We start from the raw sequence: 16,603 nt of genomic DNA on the forward strand, positions 1-16,603 counted from the left end.
AATCAACGAAATCTTAAACATTCCGTGCCAAACAAAGGACATGACTTTTATTCGGCTCTTGATTCTGCTGATCACTACCCTGCGCCCCACTCGACTTGATGGGGTGTGGGCGCTATCCCTTGAGATGGTTCGGGAAAGGGTCATTCATGCTTGTTATCGCCGCATTGCTTCTGGGGGCCGTATTTGGCTGGCTGCGGGCTGGCCGCCTTGGCGGCAACCGCAAGGACCGGGCGCAATATGCGATGGTTCACGCCCTGATCTGCGGGCTGGTCGCGCTGTTTGCAACCATTTTCCTGCTGCGGGCGGGCTGATCCATGTTGACCGGCTTCCTGACCACGCTGCGCCGCCACGGGGTTCCGGTCTCGCTACGCGAATATCTGGACCTGCTGACCGGCATGGCAGCAGGCGTGCCGGGCTGGTCGGTGGATGGGTTTTACCATTTCGCACGCCTGTCCATGGTCAAAGACGAACGCCATATCGACCGCTTCGACCGCGCCTTTGCCGAAGCATTTTCGGGGCTGGAAACCGTCCCGGCCGAGGCGCTGGTCAATGCCATCGACCTTCCCCGCGACTGGCTGGAAAAGCTGGCCGAAAAGCTGCTGACCGAGGAGGAGAAAGCCGCCATTCACGCAACCGGCGACTTTCAGGCGCTGATGGACAAGCTGCGGCAACGGCTGGCCGAACAGCAGGCCCGCCATCAGGGCGGCAACAAATGGCTCGGCACAGCGGGAACTTCGCCCTTTGGCGCTTATGGCTACAATCCCGAAGGGGTGCGCATCGGCCAGCACGAATCGCGCCACCGCCGGGCCGTCAAGGTCTGGGACAAGCGCGAGTTTCGGGATTTCGACGATTCCATCGAGCTTGGCACCCGCAACATCAAGGTCGCGCTGAAACGTCTCCGGCAATGGGCGCGGCATGGTGCGGCAGACGAACTGGACCTGCCCGCGACCATCCGCGCGACAGCCGATCACGGCTATATCGACGTGCAGACCCGGCCCGAACGACGCAACGCCGTAAAAGTGCTGCTGTTTCTGGATGTGGGCGGCAGCATGGACGACCATATCCGCGTGGTGGACGAATTGTTCAGCGCCGCGCGGGCCGAGTTCAAGCATATGGAGCATTTTTACTTTCACAACTGCCTTTACGAATCAGTCTGGAAAGACAGCCGCCGCCGCTGGACCGAAACCACGCCCACCTGGGACATTCTGCACCGCTATGGCCGCGACTATAAATGTATTTTCGTCGGGGACGCCGCGATGTCTCCGTATGAAATCGCCATTCCCGGCGGCGCGAATGAGCATTGGAACGAGGAAGCAGGCGAGGTCTGGCTGCGCCGCGCCTGCGAAACATGGCCCGATCATATCTGGCTGAACCCGGTGCCGGAAAGCCGCTGGCCCTATACGCAATCCACGCAGATGATCGGCCAGATCTTTGAAAACCGGATGCAGCCGATGACGCTGGAGGGGCTGACCCAAGCCATGCGCATATTGGGTTAATTGCCGCATCTTGCCCGGTGAAACTGGACCCTCAGCCCCATTTGCGGGCATAATCACCGCAAGCCGCCCCACGACCGGAACAATATGCTGAAGTTTCTGCCCTTCCTGCTGATTGTCCTTTACGCCGCCGCGCTGTGGATTTTTTCGGCGGCGCGTAGCAAGGCGCATCTGGCACGACACTCCACGCCCTTGGATCACCCACGTCTGAACCCGATGCTGGACCGGCTGGGCGCAGCCATGGACCTGCCGCCAATTCGCGCCCATGTCTATGAAATCGCCCCCGTAAACGGTCTGGCGACACCGGATGGCCGGGTTTACCTGACCCGTGGCTTTCTGGACGCGCTGGATCGGAACGAGGTCTCCGAGGCAGAACTCGCCTCGGTCATCGCGCATGAACTGGGGCATGTCACCCACGGCCATGCCCGCCGCCGCCTGATCGACGTGACCGGGCAACAGGCCATACGTCTCGCGTTGGCCGGGGTTTTGGGCCGCTTTATCCCCTTTATCGGCGGCTGGATCGCCCATATCGCCAGCAGCGCCGTGACCGCGCATCTGTCGCGCAGCGACGAATATCAGGCCGATGCCTTTGCCGCCGCACTGATGGTCAAGGCCGGGCTTGGCACTGCACCGCAGAAATCGCTGCTGGCCAAGATCGAACGTATGTCAGGCGCGGGCGCAGCCCCGCCGTGGCTGATGTCACACCCCGCCACCGCCAAGCGCATCGCCGCCATCGAGGCGCTGGAACGGCGCTGGAGCCTCTGATGCGGCGGCGGGTCTTTTACATCCCCGGCTATGACCCGATTCCACCGCGCCGCTACCGCGAGCTTTACCGGCGCGAAGGTGCAAAACAGGCGCAAATCAGCGGTTATGAGCTGACCTTCCCGGCCCGCGACGACCGCACCGGCTTTGGTTGGGGCGCGGCCACCCGCCTGCCCGAAGGCGATGCCCACGCCGAGTTCGAAGTGCTTGTCTGGGCCGATCTGGTGCAGGGGTCGATGGGACGATCCATCCCCGCGACCTATGCGCAACTGGTCCGCACGGCCTGGGCCTATATCGGCTCGGGCGCGCTGTTCCGGCTGATGCGGCTGCGACGTGCGCCGGTGATTGCGGCGCTTTATCCGATTGCAGTTCTGCTGGTGCAGGCGCTGGTCGCAGTTCTGGCCGGATGGACGGCAGGCTGGCTGACCGCCCGGCTGCTGCCATGGGCCGCACTGCCGGTCGGGCTGGTCGTGGCTTGGGCGGCCCTGACCCTGTTCCGGCGACTGGATAACCGGATTTTCGCCTATTACCTGATGCATGATTACGCCTTTACCGCGCAACATAACGGTGCCTATCCGGCCGCGCTGGAACCCCGCATCGCCGCCTTTACCGCCCGCATCCGGCAGGCACTTGCGGATGATTGGGACGAGGTTCTGCTGGTCGGCCATTCCTCGGGCGCATACCTTGGTGTCTCCGTCATTGCTGACCTTTTACGCGACGGCACCGACGCCCGCCGCCTGTCGTTTCTGACGCTGGGTCATGTCGTGCCGATGGCGTCCTTTCTGCCGCAAGCTCACCGCCTGCGTGCGGATCTGGAGCTGCTGGCGGCGCAAGACGCCCCCTTCTGGCTGGATGTCAGCGCACCGGGCGATGCCTGCTGCTTCGGGCTTTGCGACCCGGTGGCGGTCAGCCGCGACCGCCCGGCCCCGCAAAAACAACCAATGGTGATCTCGGCAGCTTTCACGCAAACACTGTCGCCACAGGCGCAAAAGGCACTGGAATGGCGCTGGTTTCGCAAGCATTTTCAGTATCTTTGCGCCTTTGACCGCCCCAGAGACTACGATTATTTCGCCATCACCGCAGGCCCGCTGACTCTGGGCCAGCGTTTTGCCGGACGCCCGCCCTCGCCCGGCCGGATCGCCCGCCCCGTCAACCGCTTTCCAAAGGCCCCGCAATGATCCCGCCCAAGCCGCAAACCGCCGCGAAAACCGGCCTGATCCGTATGATCCGGGGCTTTCGCCGCGATCTGCTGTCGGCCCTGCCCGCCCGCCTCTATCGCGCCTGGATGGCCGAATTCCGCACCCCCCTGATCCACAGCTTTGTCTGTAACGACCCTGATCTGGTGGCGGAAATCCTGCGTAAGCGCCCGGCGGACTTCCCCAAATCCAACCGTCTGCGCGAAGGTCTTGCGCCGCTTCTGGGCAATTCGGTTTTTGTCACCAACGGCCAGGAATGGCAGCATCAGCGGCGCATTATCGACCCTGCGTTCGAAGGCGGCCGCCTGCGTGATACCTTTCCCGCGATGCTGGCCGCCAGCCATGCAGCCGTGGCCCGGCTGCGCCATCTGGCCAATGGCCAACCCATCGACATTGAACCCGAAACCAGCCACGCCGCCGCCGATGTGATCTTTCGCACGCTGTTTTCCATCCCGATCGAGGACACCACAGCCGCGCAGGTTTTCACCGCCTTTCGCGCCCATCAGGATGCGCAACCCATCGTGAATCTCGCCGCGCTGATCCCGTTGCCCAAATGGCTGCCCCGCCCACACAGCCGCCGCACCCGACAGACCGCACGGCAAATCCGCAACCTGATTGAAACCATGGTCGCCACCCGCGCCAAAGCCATCACAGACGGCACCGCCCCCGACGATCTGGCAACGAAGATTATGACGACGCCCGACCCGGAAACCGGCCAATGTTTCACCCCGCCCGAGATGGTCGATCAGGTGGCGATCTTTTTCCTCGCCGGCCATGAAACCAGCGCCAGTTCGCTGGCTTGGGCGCTGTATCTGCTGGCCCTCAGCCCCGAATGGCAGGACCGCATCGCAACCGAGGCCGACACCCTGCCCGACCCGATCAGCTTTGGCGACCTGAAATCCCTGCCCGCCGCCCGCGCCGTGTTCCGCGAGGCGCTGCGCCTCTATCCCCCGGTGCCGATGATGGTGCGCGAGGCCACCTGCCCAGAAACCTTCCGCGACCGCCCGGTGCCAAAGGGTGCGCAACTGGTGCTGTCCCCATGGCATCTGCACCGCCACGAACGGCTCTGGCACGACCCCGACAGTTTCGACCCGGCGCGGTGGGACACGGAAAACGGCAAGACCTGCGCCCGCAATGCCTATATCCCCTTTTCTGCCGGACCGCGCGTCTGCCCCGGTGCTGGCTTTGCCATGGCCGAAGGCCCCCTGATGCTGGCCCTGATCGCCCGCGCCTTCCACATCACCCCCGGCCCGACCGCCCCGGTCCCGGTCGCCCGGCTGACTGTGCGCGGCGAAAACGGCATCCACATATGCCTGACGCCGCGCAATTAACGCGCGGCGCCTCACATCTTTTGTCTGTAAATATCCAATCCGGCGCTTACAGCCCGTAAAGCCGCCCGAACTTTTCATCCAGATAGTCCAGCAGCGGCGCGGGCGAGATCGTCCCCGCCGCGCGTTCGATCACTTCACGCGGGCGATACAACCCGCCATGACGATGGATATTCTCGCGCAGCCATTCGACGCCGGGCGCGGCCTCGCCACGGGCCAGCGCCGCATCCAGATCCGGAACCGCCTGCCGCAGCGCACGGTTCAGACAGCCCGCATAGACATTGCCAAGCGCATAGGTCGGGAAATAGCCAAACAGCCCGATGGACCAATGCACATCCTGCAACACTCCGTTCGAAGGCCGGTCCACCGCCACGCCGAAATCCGACTGGAAGCGGGTATTCCACGCCTCGGGCAGATCCTCGACATCCAGACGACCGGCGATCAGGTCACGCTCCAGATCGAACCGCATCATGATGTGCAGGTTGTAATGCACCTCATCCGCTTCGGTGCGGATATAACCCGGCTGCACGCGGTTCACGGCACCATAAAACGCATCGGCATCCGCCACGCCAAGATCGTCGAACATATCCGACATGCGGGTGAACAGCCATCCGGTAAAGGCGCGCGAACGGCCCATCTGGTTCTCGAAAATCCGGCTCTGGCTTTCGTGAACCCCCATCGAAACGCCCCGCCCCAGAGGCGTAAAGGCGTAATCCGGGTCGATCCCCAGTTCATAACTGGAATGGCCGACCTCGTGAATCGTCGAATAGATGCAATTGAACGGATCGGTTTCCACCACCCGCGTGGTGATCCGGCTGTCCTGCCAGCGCCCGCTGCTGAACGGATGCACGGCCAGATCCAGCCGCCCGTGGTTCCAGTCATAGCCAAACGCATTGGCGCACATCCGGGCCAGCCGCATCTGCGCCTCTTGCGGGAAATGACCGGCCAGCGGCGCGGGCTGAACCTCGGACCCCAGCACCGCCTCGCGCAGACTGACCAGACGCGGGCGCATCGCATCGAACAGCGCCGCGATTTCCGCCGCCGAAGTGCCAGGTTCGTAATCCTCAAGCAGCGCATCATACAGATCGCCACCATCGGCCAAGGCAGCGGCCTCCTCGCGCTTCAGCGCCACGACCTCGGCCAGCGTCGGCAGGAAATCCTGCGGCGCATCCTTGGCGCGGGCCTCGGCCCAGATCCCTTGCGACAGCGAGGTCAGCCGCGCCATCTCGACCGCCAGCCGGGCGGGGATGCGGGACTGGCGGCGGAACTGGCGCTCGATCAGCTCCAGCGCGCGGGTCTCGATGTCATTGCGCGGGCTGGCCTGATCCAGCCACTCGCCCAGACGTGGATCGGTGCGGCGTTCGTGGATCACCGATTCCAGCGCCGCCAGCTCCTCGGCCCGCTGCTCGGCCGCACCGCGCGGCATCACCGTTTCGCGGTCCCAGTCCAGCCGCTCTGCGACCGAGGACAGCGCCTCGGTCTCGCGCTGGAATTGCATCAGATCGTCAATCGCCGTCATCGGATCGTCCCCCGGACTGAGGTTTCATAAGGATAACGCGCATGGAACCGCGCCCGGATCACCAGCGCAAACAGCACCACGGCCATAAGCTGATGGGCCAGCGCCTCACCCAAGGGCGAACCATGCAGCACGTTCAGAACACCAAGCCCGACCTGCACCGTCATCGCCACCAGCACCACGGTAAACGCCCCCCGCGTCACCGGATGCGGCGAGCGTCGTGACTGCAGCCAGACCACGACGGCAAAGACCAGCAGCAGATAGCCGTTCATGCGGTGGATGAACTGCACCAGTGCCGGGTTTTCAAAGAAATTACGCCAGCCCAGCGTGCCATCCCAGATCGCCGCCGGAATCCATTCGCCACCCATCGTCGGCCAGCCGGTATATTGCCGCCCGGCGTCGATCCCGGCAACCAGCGCCCCGAGCAGTACTTGCAGCCATGTCCAGTGAGTCAGCCCGGTCGCCATGCCGAACAGCCCGGCATCGCCCGCACGGCGGGCGCGCAGCAAATCGGCCTCGGACCGCGACAGCAGCAGCATATACCACGCCAGCAACCCAAGGATCACAAAGGCCAGCCCCAGATGCAGCGCCAGCCGGTAAGAGGCCACGCGCACCGCGTCCCCCGTCAGGCCGGAACTGACCATCCACCAGCCAATCGCCCCTTGCACCGCGCCAAGCGCACCGGGCAGGATCAGCCGCCCTGCCCATCCGGCGGGGATGCGTTTCGTGGCCCAAAAGAACAGGAAGCCCAAGGCCCAGACCAGTCCGATCACCCGGCCAAGCTGGCGATGCGCCCATTCCCACCAATAGATCTGCTTGAACCCGTCCAGCGTCATATCGGAGTTTTGCAACTGATATTGCGGGATTTCCTGATATTTGGCGAACTCGGCCTGCCATGTGGCCGCATCCATCGGCGGCAGCGCCCCGGTCACGGGCCGCCATTCCGTGATCGACAGGCCCGAGCCGGTCAACCGCGTGGCCCCGCCCAGCGCAATCATCACCACCAGCAGCACAAAGATCACCCCCAGCCACAGCCGGATTGCCCGGCGTGCGCCCTTGGGGGCGGTGTCGATCATCCCCCCCTGCGGCGCGGCAGAGCGGATTTCTTCGGTCACGTCCTGAAAGACGGGGCGGCGGGCCATGAACAACCTCCGGTTAAATCTGCGCGACTTTCGCCCGAGCCAGCGCCAAGGTCAACGGCGCGTCAACTGGCGTAAGATGCCGTGAAAAATGCGGCTGTCCCCGCGCGTCAACTCCAGCCGCGACCACAGGTTGCGCAGGGTCAGCTTCATGCTGGTGGCCTTGGTCTCGGGGAAAAAGAACCCGGCCTGCTCCAGCGCGGTCTCATAGGCGTCACCCAGCTTCTCGATCTCGATGCGGCTGGCCGGGGCCTCGGTTTCGGGGCGGCCACCATGCGCATAAGGCTGCGCAGGCAGGCTTTCGCGCCCCCATTCATAGCCCATCAGCAAAACCGCCTGCGCCAGATTTAGCGACGCGAAATCAGGGTTCACCGGCACCGTCACAATCGCATTGGCCCGCGACACATCGTCATTTTCCAGCCCGGCGCGTTCGGGACCAAAGATCACCGCAACGCGGCGCCCCCCGGCGATCAACGCCCGCGCATGATCCATCGCCTGCGCAGGCGTATAGACCGGCTTGGTCAGATCCCGCCCCCGCGCGGTGGTGGCAAAGGCAAAATCAACCTCGGCCATCGCATCGGGCAGGCTGTCAAACACCCGCGCCCGGTCCAATACCTGCCCCGCCGCACCCGAGGCCATCGCCACCGCACGCGGATTGGGCCACCCGTCCCGCGGCGCGACCAGCCGCATATCGGTCAGGCCAAAGTTCAGCATGGCACGCGCGGCACCGCCGATATTCTCGCCCATCTGCGGGCGGGTCAGGATGAAAGCAGGCTGGTTCATGCGCCAGCCCCTAGCGCGATGCGCTGCCACTGGCAACAGGGCGCAAACCACGCTAACAGGCAGAAAACCGGCACGAACAGGGGAAACGACCATGACCGACCAGCCCGAAGGCCCGCAACTTTACCTGATCGCGCCCACCGGCCCGGCCTCGGCACTGGCCGAACGGCTCACGCCCGTGCTGGACGCACTGCCGGTGGCCTGCCTGCGCCTGCCCGCACCCGCGACGGCGGACGAGGCCGAACTGGGCCGACTGGCCGACATCGCCCGCGACCTAGCCCATGCCCGCGACATCGCCGTGGTGATCGACGACCACATCACCCTGGCCCAACGGCATGGGCTGGATGGCGTCCACCTGACCAACGGCCCCAAAAATATCCGCTACGCCCGCAAGGAACTTGGGGCCGATGCGATTGTCGGCGCATTCTGCGGTCAGTCCCGCCATGACGGCATCAACGCCGCCGAGGCCGGGGCCGATTACGTCAGCTTTGGCCCCGTCGGGAAAACCGCGCTTGGCACCGGCGAAACCGCCGATACCGACCTGTTCCAATGGTGGTCGGACATGATCGAAACCCCGGTGGTGGCCGAGGGCAGCCTCGACGCCACCAGTATAAGCAGGCTGAAACCCATCACCGATTTCATTGCCATCGGCCCCGAAATCTGGACCAGCGACGACCCGGTGGCCGCCCTGCGCGCTTTCTTCTTCACCTAAATATCCTCTGGGGGTCCGGGGGGCGAAGCGCCCCCGGCTTGCCCTGCCCCGCAACCCGCCGTAAAGCGACAAGCCATGACCCAACATCAGCGCCTTCTTATCATCGACTTCGGCAGCCAGGTGACGCAGCTTATCGCCCGCCGCCTGCGCGAGCTGAACATTTACTGCGAAATCCACCCGTTCAACGCTGTGGACGACGCCTTCCTGACGGGGTTCGCTCCGCAGGCCGTGATCCTGTCTGGCGGCCCCGCCAGCGTGACCGAGGCGGGCAGCCCCCGCGCCCCGCAAAGCCTGTTCAGCATGGGGGTGCCTGTGTTTGGCATCTGCTATGGCCAGCAGGTGATGATGGAACAGCTTGGCGGTAAGGTCGAAAGCGGCCACCACGCCGAGTTTGGCCGCGCCTTCGTGACCCCCGCGCCCGGCCATAATTCCGATGGCATCTTTGCCGGTCTGTTCGCAGACGACCGCGAAGAAGTCTGGATGAGTCACGGCGACCGCGTGACCGCTCTTGCGCCGGGCTTTCAGGTCATTGGCACCAGCCCCAACGCCCCTTATGCAATGATTGCTGACGAATCGCGTGGCTTTTACGCCGTGCAATTCCACCCCGAGGTCCACCACACCCCGAACGGCCGCCGGATGCTGGAAAACTTTGTCCGCATGGCCGGCTTTACCGGCGACTGGACCATGGCCAGCTATCGCGACGAGGCGATCCGCAAAATCCGCGAACAGGTGGGCGACAAGCGGGTGATCTGCGGCCTTTCGGGCGGGGTTGATTCATCTGTCGCCGCCGTTCTGATCCACGAAGCCATCGGGGACCAACTGACCTGCGTGTTCGTCGATCACGGGCTGCTGCGGCTGAACGAGGCTGATGAGGTCGTGGCCATGTTCCGCGACCATTACAACATCCCGCTGATCCATGCGCAGGAATCCGACCTGTTCCTTGGCGCGCTGGAGGGGATCAGCGATCCCGAGGTCAAGCGCAAGACCATCGGCAAACTGTTCATCGACGTTTTCCAGCGCGAAGCCAGCAAGATCGAGGGGGCCGAGTTTCTGGCCCAAGGCACGCTCTACCCCGATGTGATCGAATCGGTCAGCTTCAGCGGCGGGCCTTCGGTCACGATCAAATCGCACCACAATGTCGGCGGTCTGCCCGAAAAGATGGGGCTGAAACTGGTCGAACCCCTGCGCGAGCTGTTCAAGGATGAGGTCCGAGCCCTTGGCCGAGAGCTTGGCCTGCCTGAACAATTCATCGGCCGTCACCCCTTCCCCGGCCCCGGCCTCGCCATCCGCTGCCCCGGAGAGATCACCCGCGACAAGCTGGAGATACTGCGCAAGGCCGATGCGGTGTTCATCGACCAGATCCGCAAGCACGGGCTTTATGATGACATCTGGCAAGCCTTCGTGGCGATCCTGCCGGTGCGCACCGTAGGGGTCATGGGCGACGGGCGCACCTATGATTACGCCTGCGCCCTGCGCGCCGTGACCAGCGTTGACGGGATGACGGCGGATTACTACCCCTTCACCCATGATTTCCTTGGCGAAACCGCCACCCGGATCATCAACGAGGTCAAGGGCATCAACCGCTGCACCTATGACATCACCAGCAAACCCCCCGGCACGATCGAGTGGGAATAATTCGGACCTATCCGAACGCCGCCGATAGCCGCCGGAATACAGCCTGATTGGCTGAGTGATATATGTCCTGTCAGCATTTATCGGAGGCTTGTGGCGGCATTAAGCTGAATATTCGGTCATTTGGACGAGTCTTACGGTATCTCTGCGGAGAACGACGGATGCAAAAGACGAAAGCCTGCAATATAACGCTGGACATTGCAGCAGCAGACGACCTGCCGCGCTTTCGCAAGGATCTTCAGGACGCCTTTGCATTAGCCGTTGTCGAAACTTTCGGCTCTGTCGATGATGGACCAATCCCATCCGATGAAGATGTGGCGGCATCATTCAGCGCCCCAAATGCCGTTATTCATCGTATCCTCGAAAATGGTCGATGGGTTGGCGGTGCCGTAGTTTCGATTGATGTTGAAACGCATCGGAATACGCTCGACTTTTTCTTTGTGCGTACCGGTGAATTGGGCCGCGGTATCGGTCGCAAGGCTTGGGCAGCCATTGAGGCCGCCTACCCGGACACAAAGATCTGGACAACCCACACGCCCTATTTCGAAAAGCGCAATATCCACTTTTATGTCAATATCTGCGGTTTTCACATCGTTGAATATTATCATGCAGGCCACCCCGACCCACACAGCCCACAAGACGCTGACCTGCCCGGGGATGATGGCATGTTCCGTTTCGAGAAACGCATGTGAGCAGGGCCGGTTAAAGAGGCCGGCTCAAGCTGCACGGGGCTGGCGAAAAACGCTGCGACCAGAAAATATACTGCAATGATCGTCTTTCGACACTCACCCTGTATTTCACCAAACACATGGCTGACTGAATGCCTGCCACCTGTCTGGCCCTGAATTAAGCCTTCCCCTCGGGCCGGTCATACAGAAAGTCGATCTGAAACTGCACCGGACCGTCCAGCTCGACATGATGCGGGGCCTCGGGTTCGATCAGTCCGGGGTGTTCGGGCGACAGCAGAATGCGTTCGTCGCGGTCCTCATAAACCAGCCAGATCCGCCCCGCCAGAACCCGCAGCACCCCGCGCGACCCTGCCTTGATCTGATGCGCCTTCAGCAGCGCATCGGGAACCGTGGTTTCGGTAAATACCTCGGTGGTGCGATAGATTTGTGTGGTCATAAGCCCTGCCCCTTACCGCCAGTAATTATTCGCCGCCGCGATGGTCTGGAAATTGACCGCCACCACCTGCGAAGCAGCCGTCAGCGCATCGGCATCATTGGCATAGACAGGGCGCAGCTTTTTCAGCACCTCGGTATCGGGTTGCGTGGTTTTCACGCCGCGACGGCTCAGCGTTACGGCAAGCTCGAACCCCTCTTGCGGGGTGGCGGTTATCAGGGTGGGCAGCCAAAGGTCGGACATCGGGTTTCCTTTCCGCTGGTTCATCAATACTGGCCCCGCCAGCAGATCACGAAACCCCGCCACCGGCCAGCCCCAAATCCAGATCTTGCCGGCTGGCGGCAGAGGCTGTTACCCGTGGCGGATGCGATGACCGCAGGAAGGGCCTTTTCATGTTCGACAGCGACCAGATTGCACAGGCGATTGCCTGGCGTCACGATCTTCACCGCCACCCGGAACTGGGTTTTCAGGAACAGCGCACGTCTGACATGATTGCCGGGTTGCTGAGCGGCTGGGGCTGGCAGGTGCATCGCAGACTGGCCGGAACCGGGGTCGTGGCCTGTCTGGGCGAAGGCACCGCCATCGGGTTCCGCGCCGACATCGATGCTCTGCCGATCACCGAGGCGACCGGGCTGGGTTACGCCTCGGCCACCCCCGGCATCATGCACGCCTGCGGCCATGACGGCCACACCGCCATGTTGCTTCTGGCCGCGCAACAGATCGGCGCACAGGGGACAGATCAACCCGTGACGCTGATCTTCCAGCCTGCCGAGGAAAACGACGGCGGTGCGCGGGTCATGGTTCAGGACGGGTTGTTCCGGCAATTCCCGATCCACAGCGTTTACGGCATCCACAACTGGCCCGGCCTTGCACCCGGTCGCCTTGTATGCCGCGATTCGGACATGATGGCAGCCTTTGCCGTATTTGAAATCGAGATCACCGGCCGCGGCGGCCATGCCGCCATGCCCGAGCAAAGCGACGGGGTGGTGGCTGCGGCTGGCCGCCTCGCCGCAGCCTTACAGGAAATCCCCGCCCGGCGGCTGTCACCGCTGGACAGTGGCGTGATCTCGGTCACGCAGATCCATACCGGATCGACATGGAATGTCTGCCCCGACCGCGCCATCTTGCGCGGCACCGTGCGCTGGTTTGCGGATGCTGCGGGCGATACGCTGGAAACCCGCCTTGCCGAAGTTACCCAAGGCATCACCGCCGCGCATGGCTGCCGCGCCACGATCGACTATCAGCGTCGCTACCCCGCCACCATCAACACCGCCCCCGAGGCTGCACTCGTCCGCCGGATCGGAGCCGGGATGGGGCTGGACACCACCGACACCCCGCCCAGCATGGCATCCGAGGATTTCGCCTTCATGCTGCGGGAAACGCCCGGCGCCTATCTCTGGCTCGGCGCCGCACGCGACGGCGACAACCCCGGCCTGCATTCACCACAGTTCGACTTTAACGACGCCATCCTTGCCACCGGCGCAGCCTTCTGGGTGCATCTGGCCCACGCCATCAAATGACCGATCCGTTCGACAGCCGCTTCCTGCGCGAGTTTCTGACCATCGCACAGGAGGGCGCGCTGCGTCGCGCGGCCGGGATTCTGAACATGGCCCCATCAGCACTCAGCCGCAGGCTGGCAGCGGCGGAAAGCCAGCTTGGCGTTACGCTGGTCCGGCGCAGCGTGCAGGGGATCACTCTGACCGACGCCGGATTGCTGCTGCGCGAACATGCGCTGCATCGACAGGATGAGCAGACCTTTCTGCTGGATCAGTTCAAGCACCTGCGCGGCTCGGGGGCGCAGGCGGTCCGCATTGCGCTGGGCGAAGGCTTTGCCGCCGATCTGATGGAAAACGGGCTGGCCCCACTTGCCAGCGACCACCCGACCCTGCGTTTTCGCGCCGATCTGGCCGGGACCGAAGAAATCCAGCGCCGCGTCACCGAGGGCGAAGCCGATCTTGGCCTCGCCTATAACCCCGCGCCAAGCGAGGCGATCCGGTCGCTTGCCGTGGTCCGCCAGCCGCTTTGCGCGGTGCTGCCCCTTGGCTCACCTCTGGCGGGGCGCCGGCATGTCAGGCTGGCCGAAGTGCTGGAACATCCCGTCGCCATGCTGGACGCACGTCATGCGATTCCGCATCTGGTGACGCGCGCCGCCAGCGATCAGGGGCTGGTTCTGCGCCCGCAGGTGGAAACGTCATCCATCGCGGCATTGCTGCGCTATGTCGGGGCGGGAATCGGCAGCACCTTTCTGCCGCGCTTTTCAGCCTCGATTCAGGAAGCGCGTGGCGAACTTGTCCTTGCGGACATTGACGAGGAAAGCCTGCAACACATCACCGCCCATCTGATGATCCGCGCCCGCCGCCGCCTGCCGCAATCGGTGGCGCTGGTCGGTCGCTTGCTGGCGGCACGGATGGTAGCCTTTCGCTGACGTTGCCCAAAAAGCAACATAATGTCACGGAATAAGCCTCTTTCCGGCAACATCAGTATTGTTCACCCTGATCCGATAACAACAGCAGGGAAAACATATGCGGATCGGCGTTATTGGATTGGGCGCAATGGGGGCGGGCATTGCCCAAAACCTTTCCGCCAAAGGGTTTTCTGTCACGGTTTGGGACATTTCTCCGGAGGCGCTGGCCCGCGTGGGGGATGGGCTGACTGCTGCGGACAGCGCCAGCACGGTCATTGCGACCAGCGATGTCACCATTCTGTCCCTGCCTCTGGCCAGCCATGTGCAGCAAACGATTCGGCAAGCGCTTGCAGCAAGCGCATTTGACGGCGCAGCCAAAGTCATCATCGACAGCTCAACCTCGGAAGCGGCCGTCAGCCGTGAGATGGCGGCGCTGCTGGCCGATGCGGGGCATGGGTTTCTGGATGCGCCGGTCAGCGGCGGTCCGCAGGGCGCAGCAAATGGCAGCCTGTCGGTGATGCTTGGCGGGGACGCCGCCCATGTTGCGCAGGCGCGTCCGGTGCTTGAGGCGATGGCCGCAAAAGTGACCCATGTCGGGCCGGTGGGTGCGGGCAATATCGCCAAACTTGTCAATAACATGCTGGTCGCCTGTCACATGCTGACCACCGCAGAGGGCCTGCGTCTGGCCGAGGCCGCGGGCTTACCCACCGCCGATGCACTGGCGGTCATCAACAGCGCCACCGGGCGTTCCGCGCTGAGCGAGATCCATTTTCCGAACTGGGTTCTCAGCGGCAGCTATGACAGCGGCTTCAGCACCGGGCTTATGCGCAAGGATCTGCGCCTTGCGCTGGAGCTGGCAGCGGCATCCGGGGCCGATCTGCCATTGGCCCAACTGGCCGGTGCGCTTTGGGCCAAGGACCGCTCGGGCCTCAATGACAGCGATGATTTCATGCAGATGGGCAACCCCGCAAAAGGCGCAAACCATGACCAATGACACAGCAACCGAAATCACGGCACTTCTGACCGGGCTGCTTGGCGCGGATCAGGTGCAAAGCCATGTGGCGGGCGGTCTGATGACGGGGGATGGTGAAAAACTGATCTTGACCGATCCGGCAACCGGGCAGGCTTTCGCCCATTTTCCTGACGCCGGGCAAGCGGTGGTCGATGTCGCCGCCGAAGCCGCGATTGCCGCACAGGCCGAATGGTGGGCCAAAACCGCGGCCGAGCGCGGCCGGATCATGTATGAGATCGCCCGGCAGATTCGCCTGCACGCCGAACCGCTGGCCCGGCTGGAGGCTATATCCGCCGGTCGCCCGATCCGCGACACTTCCGGGGAACCGGCACGCATGGCCGAGATGTTTGAATATTATGCGGGCTGGTGCGATAAAATCACCGGCGACGTGATCCCGGTGCCGACCAGCCATCTGAACTATACCCGGCACGAACCAATCGGCGTCGTGACACAGATTACGCCTTGGAACGCACCGTTGTTCACATGCTGCTGGCAAGTTGCACCAGCGATCTGCGCAGGCAATGCGGTGATGCTGAAACCATCCGAGCTGACACCGCTGACCTCGATCGTGATTGCCGCGCTCTGCCTCAAGGCGGGCGCGCCACGCGGGCTGGTTAATGTGATTGCCGGGGCCGGACCGACGGCAGGACAAATGATGATCGACCATCCGGCAACCGGGCTTGTGGTCTTTGTCGGCTCGGCTACGGGTGGGGCAGCTATCGCGGCTTCGGCGGCACGGCGGCTGATCCCCAGCGTGCTGGAACTCGGCGGGAAATCAGCCAATATCGTCTTTGCCGATGCCGACATCGACCGCGCGGTGATCGGGGCGCAAGCCGCGATCTTTGCCGGCTGCGGGCAAAGCTGCGTGGCCGGGTCGCGGCTGCTGGTGCATGAAAGCATCCATGCCGAAATCGTGGATAAACTGGCCAGCGCCAGTGCCCGCATCCCGGTCGGGATGCCGCTTGACCCTGCCACACACATCGGCCCGGTCAACAATGCCCGACAATGGGACAAGGTGGACGGCATGGTGCGCACCGCTATCGCCGCAGGGGCGCAGGTAGCAACTGGCGGCGACAAGCCCGAGGCGCTGGCCGGATCGGGCGGTTATTTCTATGCTCCGACCGTGCTGGACGGCGTAAGCCCGGATATGGAAATCGCCCGCGAAGAAGTCTTTGGCCCGGTCCTGTCGGTGCTGCGCTTCCGCGACGAGGACGAAGCCATATCACTGGCCAATGCCACGCCTTACGGGCTGGCCGGGGCGGTCTGGACCGCGGATGTCGGGCGAGCACATCGCATGGCTGCACGGGTCCGGGCGGGGACGTTCTGGATCAACGGCTACAAAACCATCCATGTCTCATCACCATTCGGAGGCTTTGGACAATCCGGCTACGGGCGCTCCTCGGGGCGCGAGGCACTGATGGCCTATAGCACGACGAAATCCGTCTGGGTCGAGACCGCCACCGATCCGGCCATCGGCTTTGGCTATGCGCCGGGATAAAGCACACCT

The 16,603-nt window shown here is 63.5% G+C and carries 17 protein-coding genes; 12 read left to right on the plus strand and 5 right to left on the minus strand.

Going from position 1 to position 16,603, the window contains the following annotated elements; genetic code table 11:
- Positions 1 to 146: 146 nt before the first annotated feature.
- From Q4G24_RS13140 to Q4G24_RS13160, 5 genes are all read left to right on the plus strand, one after another.
- Entirely contained in the window at positions 147 to 311 is a 165-nt protein-coding gene (locus Q4G24_RS13140) for a hypothetical protein (RefSeq protein WP_303366993.1), read from the plus strand.
- A gap of 3 nt (positions 312 to 314) precedes the next feature.
- A complete protein-coding gene (locus Q4G24_RS13145) occupies positions 315 to 1,496 on the plus strand; it encodes a VWA domain-containing protein (RefSeq protein ID WP_303366994.1) in 1,182 nt (393 codons plus the stop codon).
- An 84-nt stretch (positions 1,497 to 1,580) separates the two neighbouring features.
- Positions 1,581 to 2,258 (plus strand): M48 family metallopeptidase, encoded by a 678-nt coding sequence (locus tag Q4G24_RS13150; protein WP_303366995.1) that lies wholly within the window; start codon positions 1,581 to 1,583, stop codon positions 2,256 to 2,258.
- Complete coding sequence (locus Q4G24_RS13155; protein WP_303366996.1) at positions 2,258 to 3,433, plus strand: hypothetical protein; 1,176 nt, start codon at positions 2,258 to 2,260, stop codon at positions 3,431 to 3,433. The genes Q4G24_RS13150 and Q4G24_RS13155 overlap by 1 nt, the downstream gene beginning before the upstream one ends.
- Positions 3,430 to 4,782: a cytochrome P450 gene (locus tag Q4G24_RS13160; protein ID WP_303366997.1), complete on the plus strand. Its 1,353-nt coding sequence runs from the start codon at positions 3,430 to 3,432 to the stop codon at positions 4,780 to 4,782. Before Q4G24_RS13155 ends, Q4G24_RS13160 begins: the two co-directional genes overlap by 4 nt.
- A gap of 46 nt (positions 4,783 to 4,828) precedes the next feature.
- Here the strand turns inward: Q4G24_RS13160 and Q4G24_RS13165 are convergent, their stop codons facing one another.
- The 3 genes from Q4G24_RS13165 to Q4G24_RS13175 are packed head-to-tail and all read right to left on the minus strand — an operon-like array spanning position 4,829 to position 8,217.
- Positions 4,829 to 6,298, minus strand: a complete 1,470-nt coding sequence (locus Q4G24_RS13165) for a carboxypeptidase M32 (RefSeq protein ID WP_303366998.1) — start codon at positions 6,296 to 6,298, stop codon at positions 4,829 to 4,831.
- Entirely contained in the window at positions 6,295 to 7,437 is a 1,143-nt protein-coding gene (gene ctaA / locus Q4G24_RS13170; RefSeq protein WP_303366999.1) for a heme A synthase, read from the minus strand. Before ctaA ends, Q4G24_RS13165 begins: the two co-directional genes overlap by 4 nt.
- Positions 7,438 to 7,488: 51 nt before the next feature.
- Positions 7,489 to 8,217 (minus strand): RNA methyltransferase, encoded by a 729-nt coding sequence (locus Q4G24_RS13175; protein ID WP_303367000.1) that lies wholly within the window; start codon positions 8,215 to 8,217, stop codon positions 7,489 to 7,491.
- Between the two features lie 91 nt (positions 8,218 to 8,308).
- Here Q4G24_RS13175 and Q4G24_RS13180 point away from each other — a divergent pair, with 91 nt between their 5' ends.
- The 3 genes from Q4G24_RS13180 to Q4G24_RS13190 all read left to right on the plus strand — a co-directional run bounded on the left by Q4G24_RS13180 (position 8,309) and on the right by Q4G24_RS13190 (position 11,250).
- Positions 8,309 to 8,926, plus strand: a complete 618-nt coding sequence (locus Q4G24_RS13180) for a thiamine phosphate synthase (RefSeq protein ID WP_303367001.1) — start codon at positions 8,309 to 8,311, stop codon at positions 8,924 to 8,926.
- A 75-nt stretch (positions 8,927 to 9,001) separates the two neighbouring features.
- Positions 9,002 to 10,561 carry a glutamine-hydrolyzing GMP synthase gene (gene guaA, locus Q4G24_RS13185; protein WP_303367002.1) on the plus strand — a complete coding sequence of 520 codons (1,560 nt, stop codon included), beginning with the start codon at positions 9,002 to 9,004 and terminating at the stop codon, positions 10,559 to 10,561.
- Positions 10,562 to 10,719: 158 nt separating this feature from the next.
- Positions 10,720 to 11,250: a GNAT family N-acetyltransferase gene (locus tag Q4G24_RS13190; RefSeq protein ID WP_303367003.1), complete on the plus strand. Its 531-nt coding sequence runs from the start codon at positions 10,720 to 10,722 to the stop codon at positions 11,248 to 11,250.
- A 154-nt stretch (positions 11,251 to 11,404) separates the two neighbouring features.
- Here Q4G24_RS13190 and Q4G24_RS13195 read toward each other — a convergent pair whose 3' ends face one another.
- On the minus strand, positions 11,405 to 11,683 hold the full coding sequence (locus Q4G24_RS13195; RefSeq protein ID WP_303367004.1) for a DUF1971 domain-containing protein: 279 nt from the start codon (positions 11,681 to 11,683) through the stop codon (positions 11,405 to 11,407).
- Between the two features lie 12 nt (positions 11,684 to 11,695).
- Positions 11,696 to 11,923, minus strand: a complete 228-nt coding sequence (locus Q4G24_RS13200) for a hexameric tyrosine-coordinated heme protein (RefSeq protein ID WP_303367005.1) — start codon at positions 11,921 to 11,923, stop codon at positions 11,696 to 11,698.
- A 149-nt stretch (positions 11,924 to 12,072) separates the two neighbouring features.
- Between Q4G24_RS13200 and Q4G24_RS13205 the strand changes: the two genes are divergently transcribed.
- The 4 genes from Q4G24_RS13205 to Q4G24_RS13220 all read left to right on the plus strand — a co-directional run bounded on the left by Q4G24_RS13205 (position 12,073) and on the right by Q4G24_RS13220 (position 16,594).
- Positions 12,073 to 13,200 (plus strand): amidohydrolase, encoded by a 1,128-nt coding sequence (locus Q4G24_RS13205; RefSeq protein WP_303367006.1) that lies wholly within the window; start codon positions 12,073 to 12,075, stop codon positions 13,198 to 13,200.
- Positions 13,197 to 14,105, plus strand: coding sequence for a LysR family transcriptional regulator (locus Q4G24_RS13210; RefSeq protein WP_303367007.1), 909 nt, complete (start codon positions 13,197 to 13,199; stop codon positions 14,103 to 14,105). Before Q4G24_RS13205 ends, Q4G24_RS13210 begins: the two co-directional genes overlap by 4 nt.
- A 97-nt stretch (positions 14,106 to 14,202) precedes the next feature.
- The gene (locus Q4G24_RS13215) at positions 14,203 to 15,078 is read left to right on the plus strand and encodes an NAD(P)-dependent oxidoreductase (protein ID WP_303367008.1); all 876 of its coding nucleotides are present in this window, start codon (positions 14,203 to 14,205) and stop codon (positions 15,076 to 15,078) included.
- Complete coding sequence (locus tag Q4G24_RS13220; RefSeq protein ID WP_303367009.1) at positions 15,068 to 16,594, plus strand: aldehyde dehydrogenase family protein; 1,527 nt, start codon at positions 15,068 to 15,070, stop codon at positions 16,592 to 16,594. The genes Q4G24_RS13215 and Q4G24_RS13220 overlap by 11 nt, the downstream gene beginning before the upstream one ends.
- The last annotated feature ends 9 nt before the right edge of the window (positions 16,595 to 16,603 follow it).

This window comes from Paracoccus sp. (in: a-proteobacteria) (genome assembly GCF_030538695.1).
GTDB lineage: Bacteria > Pseudomonadota > Alphaproteobacteria > Rhodobacterales > Rhodobacteraceae > Paracoccus.

Coding starts and splice junctions, on each gene's coding strand:
- Q4G24_RS13220 (WP_303367009.1), top strand. CDS start 15,068: ATGACCAATGACACAGCAACCGAAATCACGGCACTTCTGACCGGGCTG.
- ctaA (WP_303366999.1), bottom strand. CDS start 7,437: ATGGCCCGCCGCCCCGTCTTTCAGGACGTGACCGAAGAAATCCGCTCT.
- Q4G24_RS13190 (WP_303367003.1), top strand. CDS start 10,720: ATGCAAAAGACGAAAGCCTGCAATATAACGCTGGACATTGCAGCAGCA.
- Q4G24_RS13140 (WP_303366993.1), top strand. CDS start 147: ATGCTTGTTATCGCCGCATTGCTTCTGGGGGCCGTATTTGGCTGGCTG.
- Q4G24_RS13165 (WP_303366998.1), bottom strand. CDS start 6,298: ATGACGGCGATTGACGATCTGATGCAATTCCAGCGCGAGACCGAGGCG.
- Q4G24_RS13155 (WP_303366996.1), top strand. CDS start 2,258: ATGCGGCGGCGGGTCTTTTACATCCCCGGCTATGACCCGATTCCACCG.
- Q4G24_RS13180 (WP_303367001.1), top strand. CDS start 8,309: ATGACCGACCAGCCCGAAGGCCCGCAACTTTACCTGATCGCGCCCACC.
- Q4G24_RS13205 (WP_303367006.1), top strand. CDS start 12,073: ATGTTCGACAGCGACCAGATTGCACAGGCGATTGCCTGGCGTCACGAT.
- Q4G24_RS13160 (WP_303366997.1), top strand. CDS start 3,430: ATGATCCCGCCCAAGCCGCAAACCGCCGCGAAAACCGGCCTGATCCGT.
- Q4G24_RS13215 (WP_303367008.1), top strand. CDS start 14,203: ATGCGGATCGGCGTTATTGGATTGGGCGCAATGGGGGCGGGCATTGCC.
- Q4G24_RS13150 (WP_303366995.1), top strand. CDS start 1,581: ATGCTGAAGTTTCTGCCCTTCCTGCTGATTGTCCTTTACGCCGCCGCG.
- guaA (WP_303367002.1), top strand. CDS start 9,002: ATGACCCAACATCAGCGCCTTCTTATCATCGACTTCGGCAGCCAGGTG.
- Q4G24_RS13200 (WP_303367005.1), bottom strand. CDS start 11,923: ATGTCCGACCTTTGGCTGCCCACCCTGATAACCGCCACCCCGCAAGAG.
- Q4G24_RS13175 (WP_303367000.1), bottom strand. CDS start 8,217: ATGAACCAGCCTGCTTTCATCCTGACCCGCCCGCAGATGGGCGAGAAT.
- Q4G24_RS13195 (WP_303367004.1), bottom strand. CDS start 11,683: ATGACCACACAAATCTATCGCACCACCGAGGTATTTACCGAAACCACG.
- Q4G24_RS13145 (WP_303366994.1), top strand. CDS start 315: ATGTTGACCGGCTTCCTGACCACGCTGCGCCGCCACGGGGTTCCGGTC.
- Q4G24_RS13210 (WP_303367007.1), top strand. CDS start 13,197: ATGACCGATCCGTTCGACAGCCGCTTCCTGCGCGAGTTTCTGACCATC.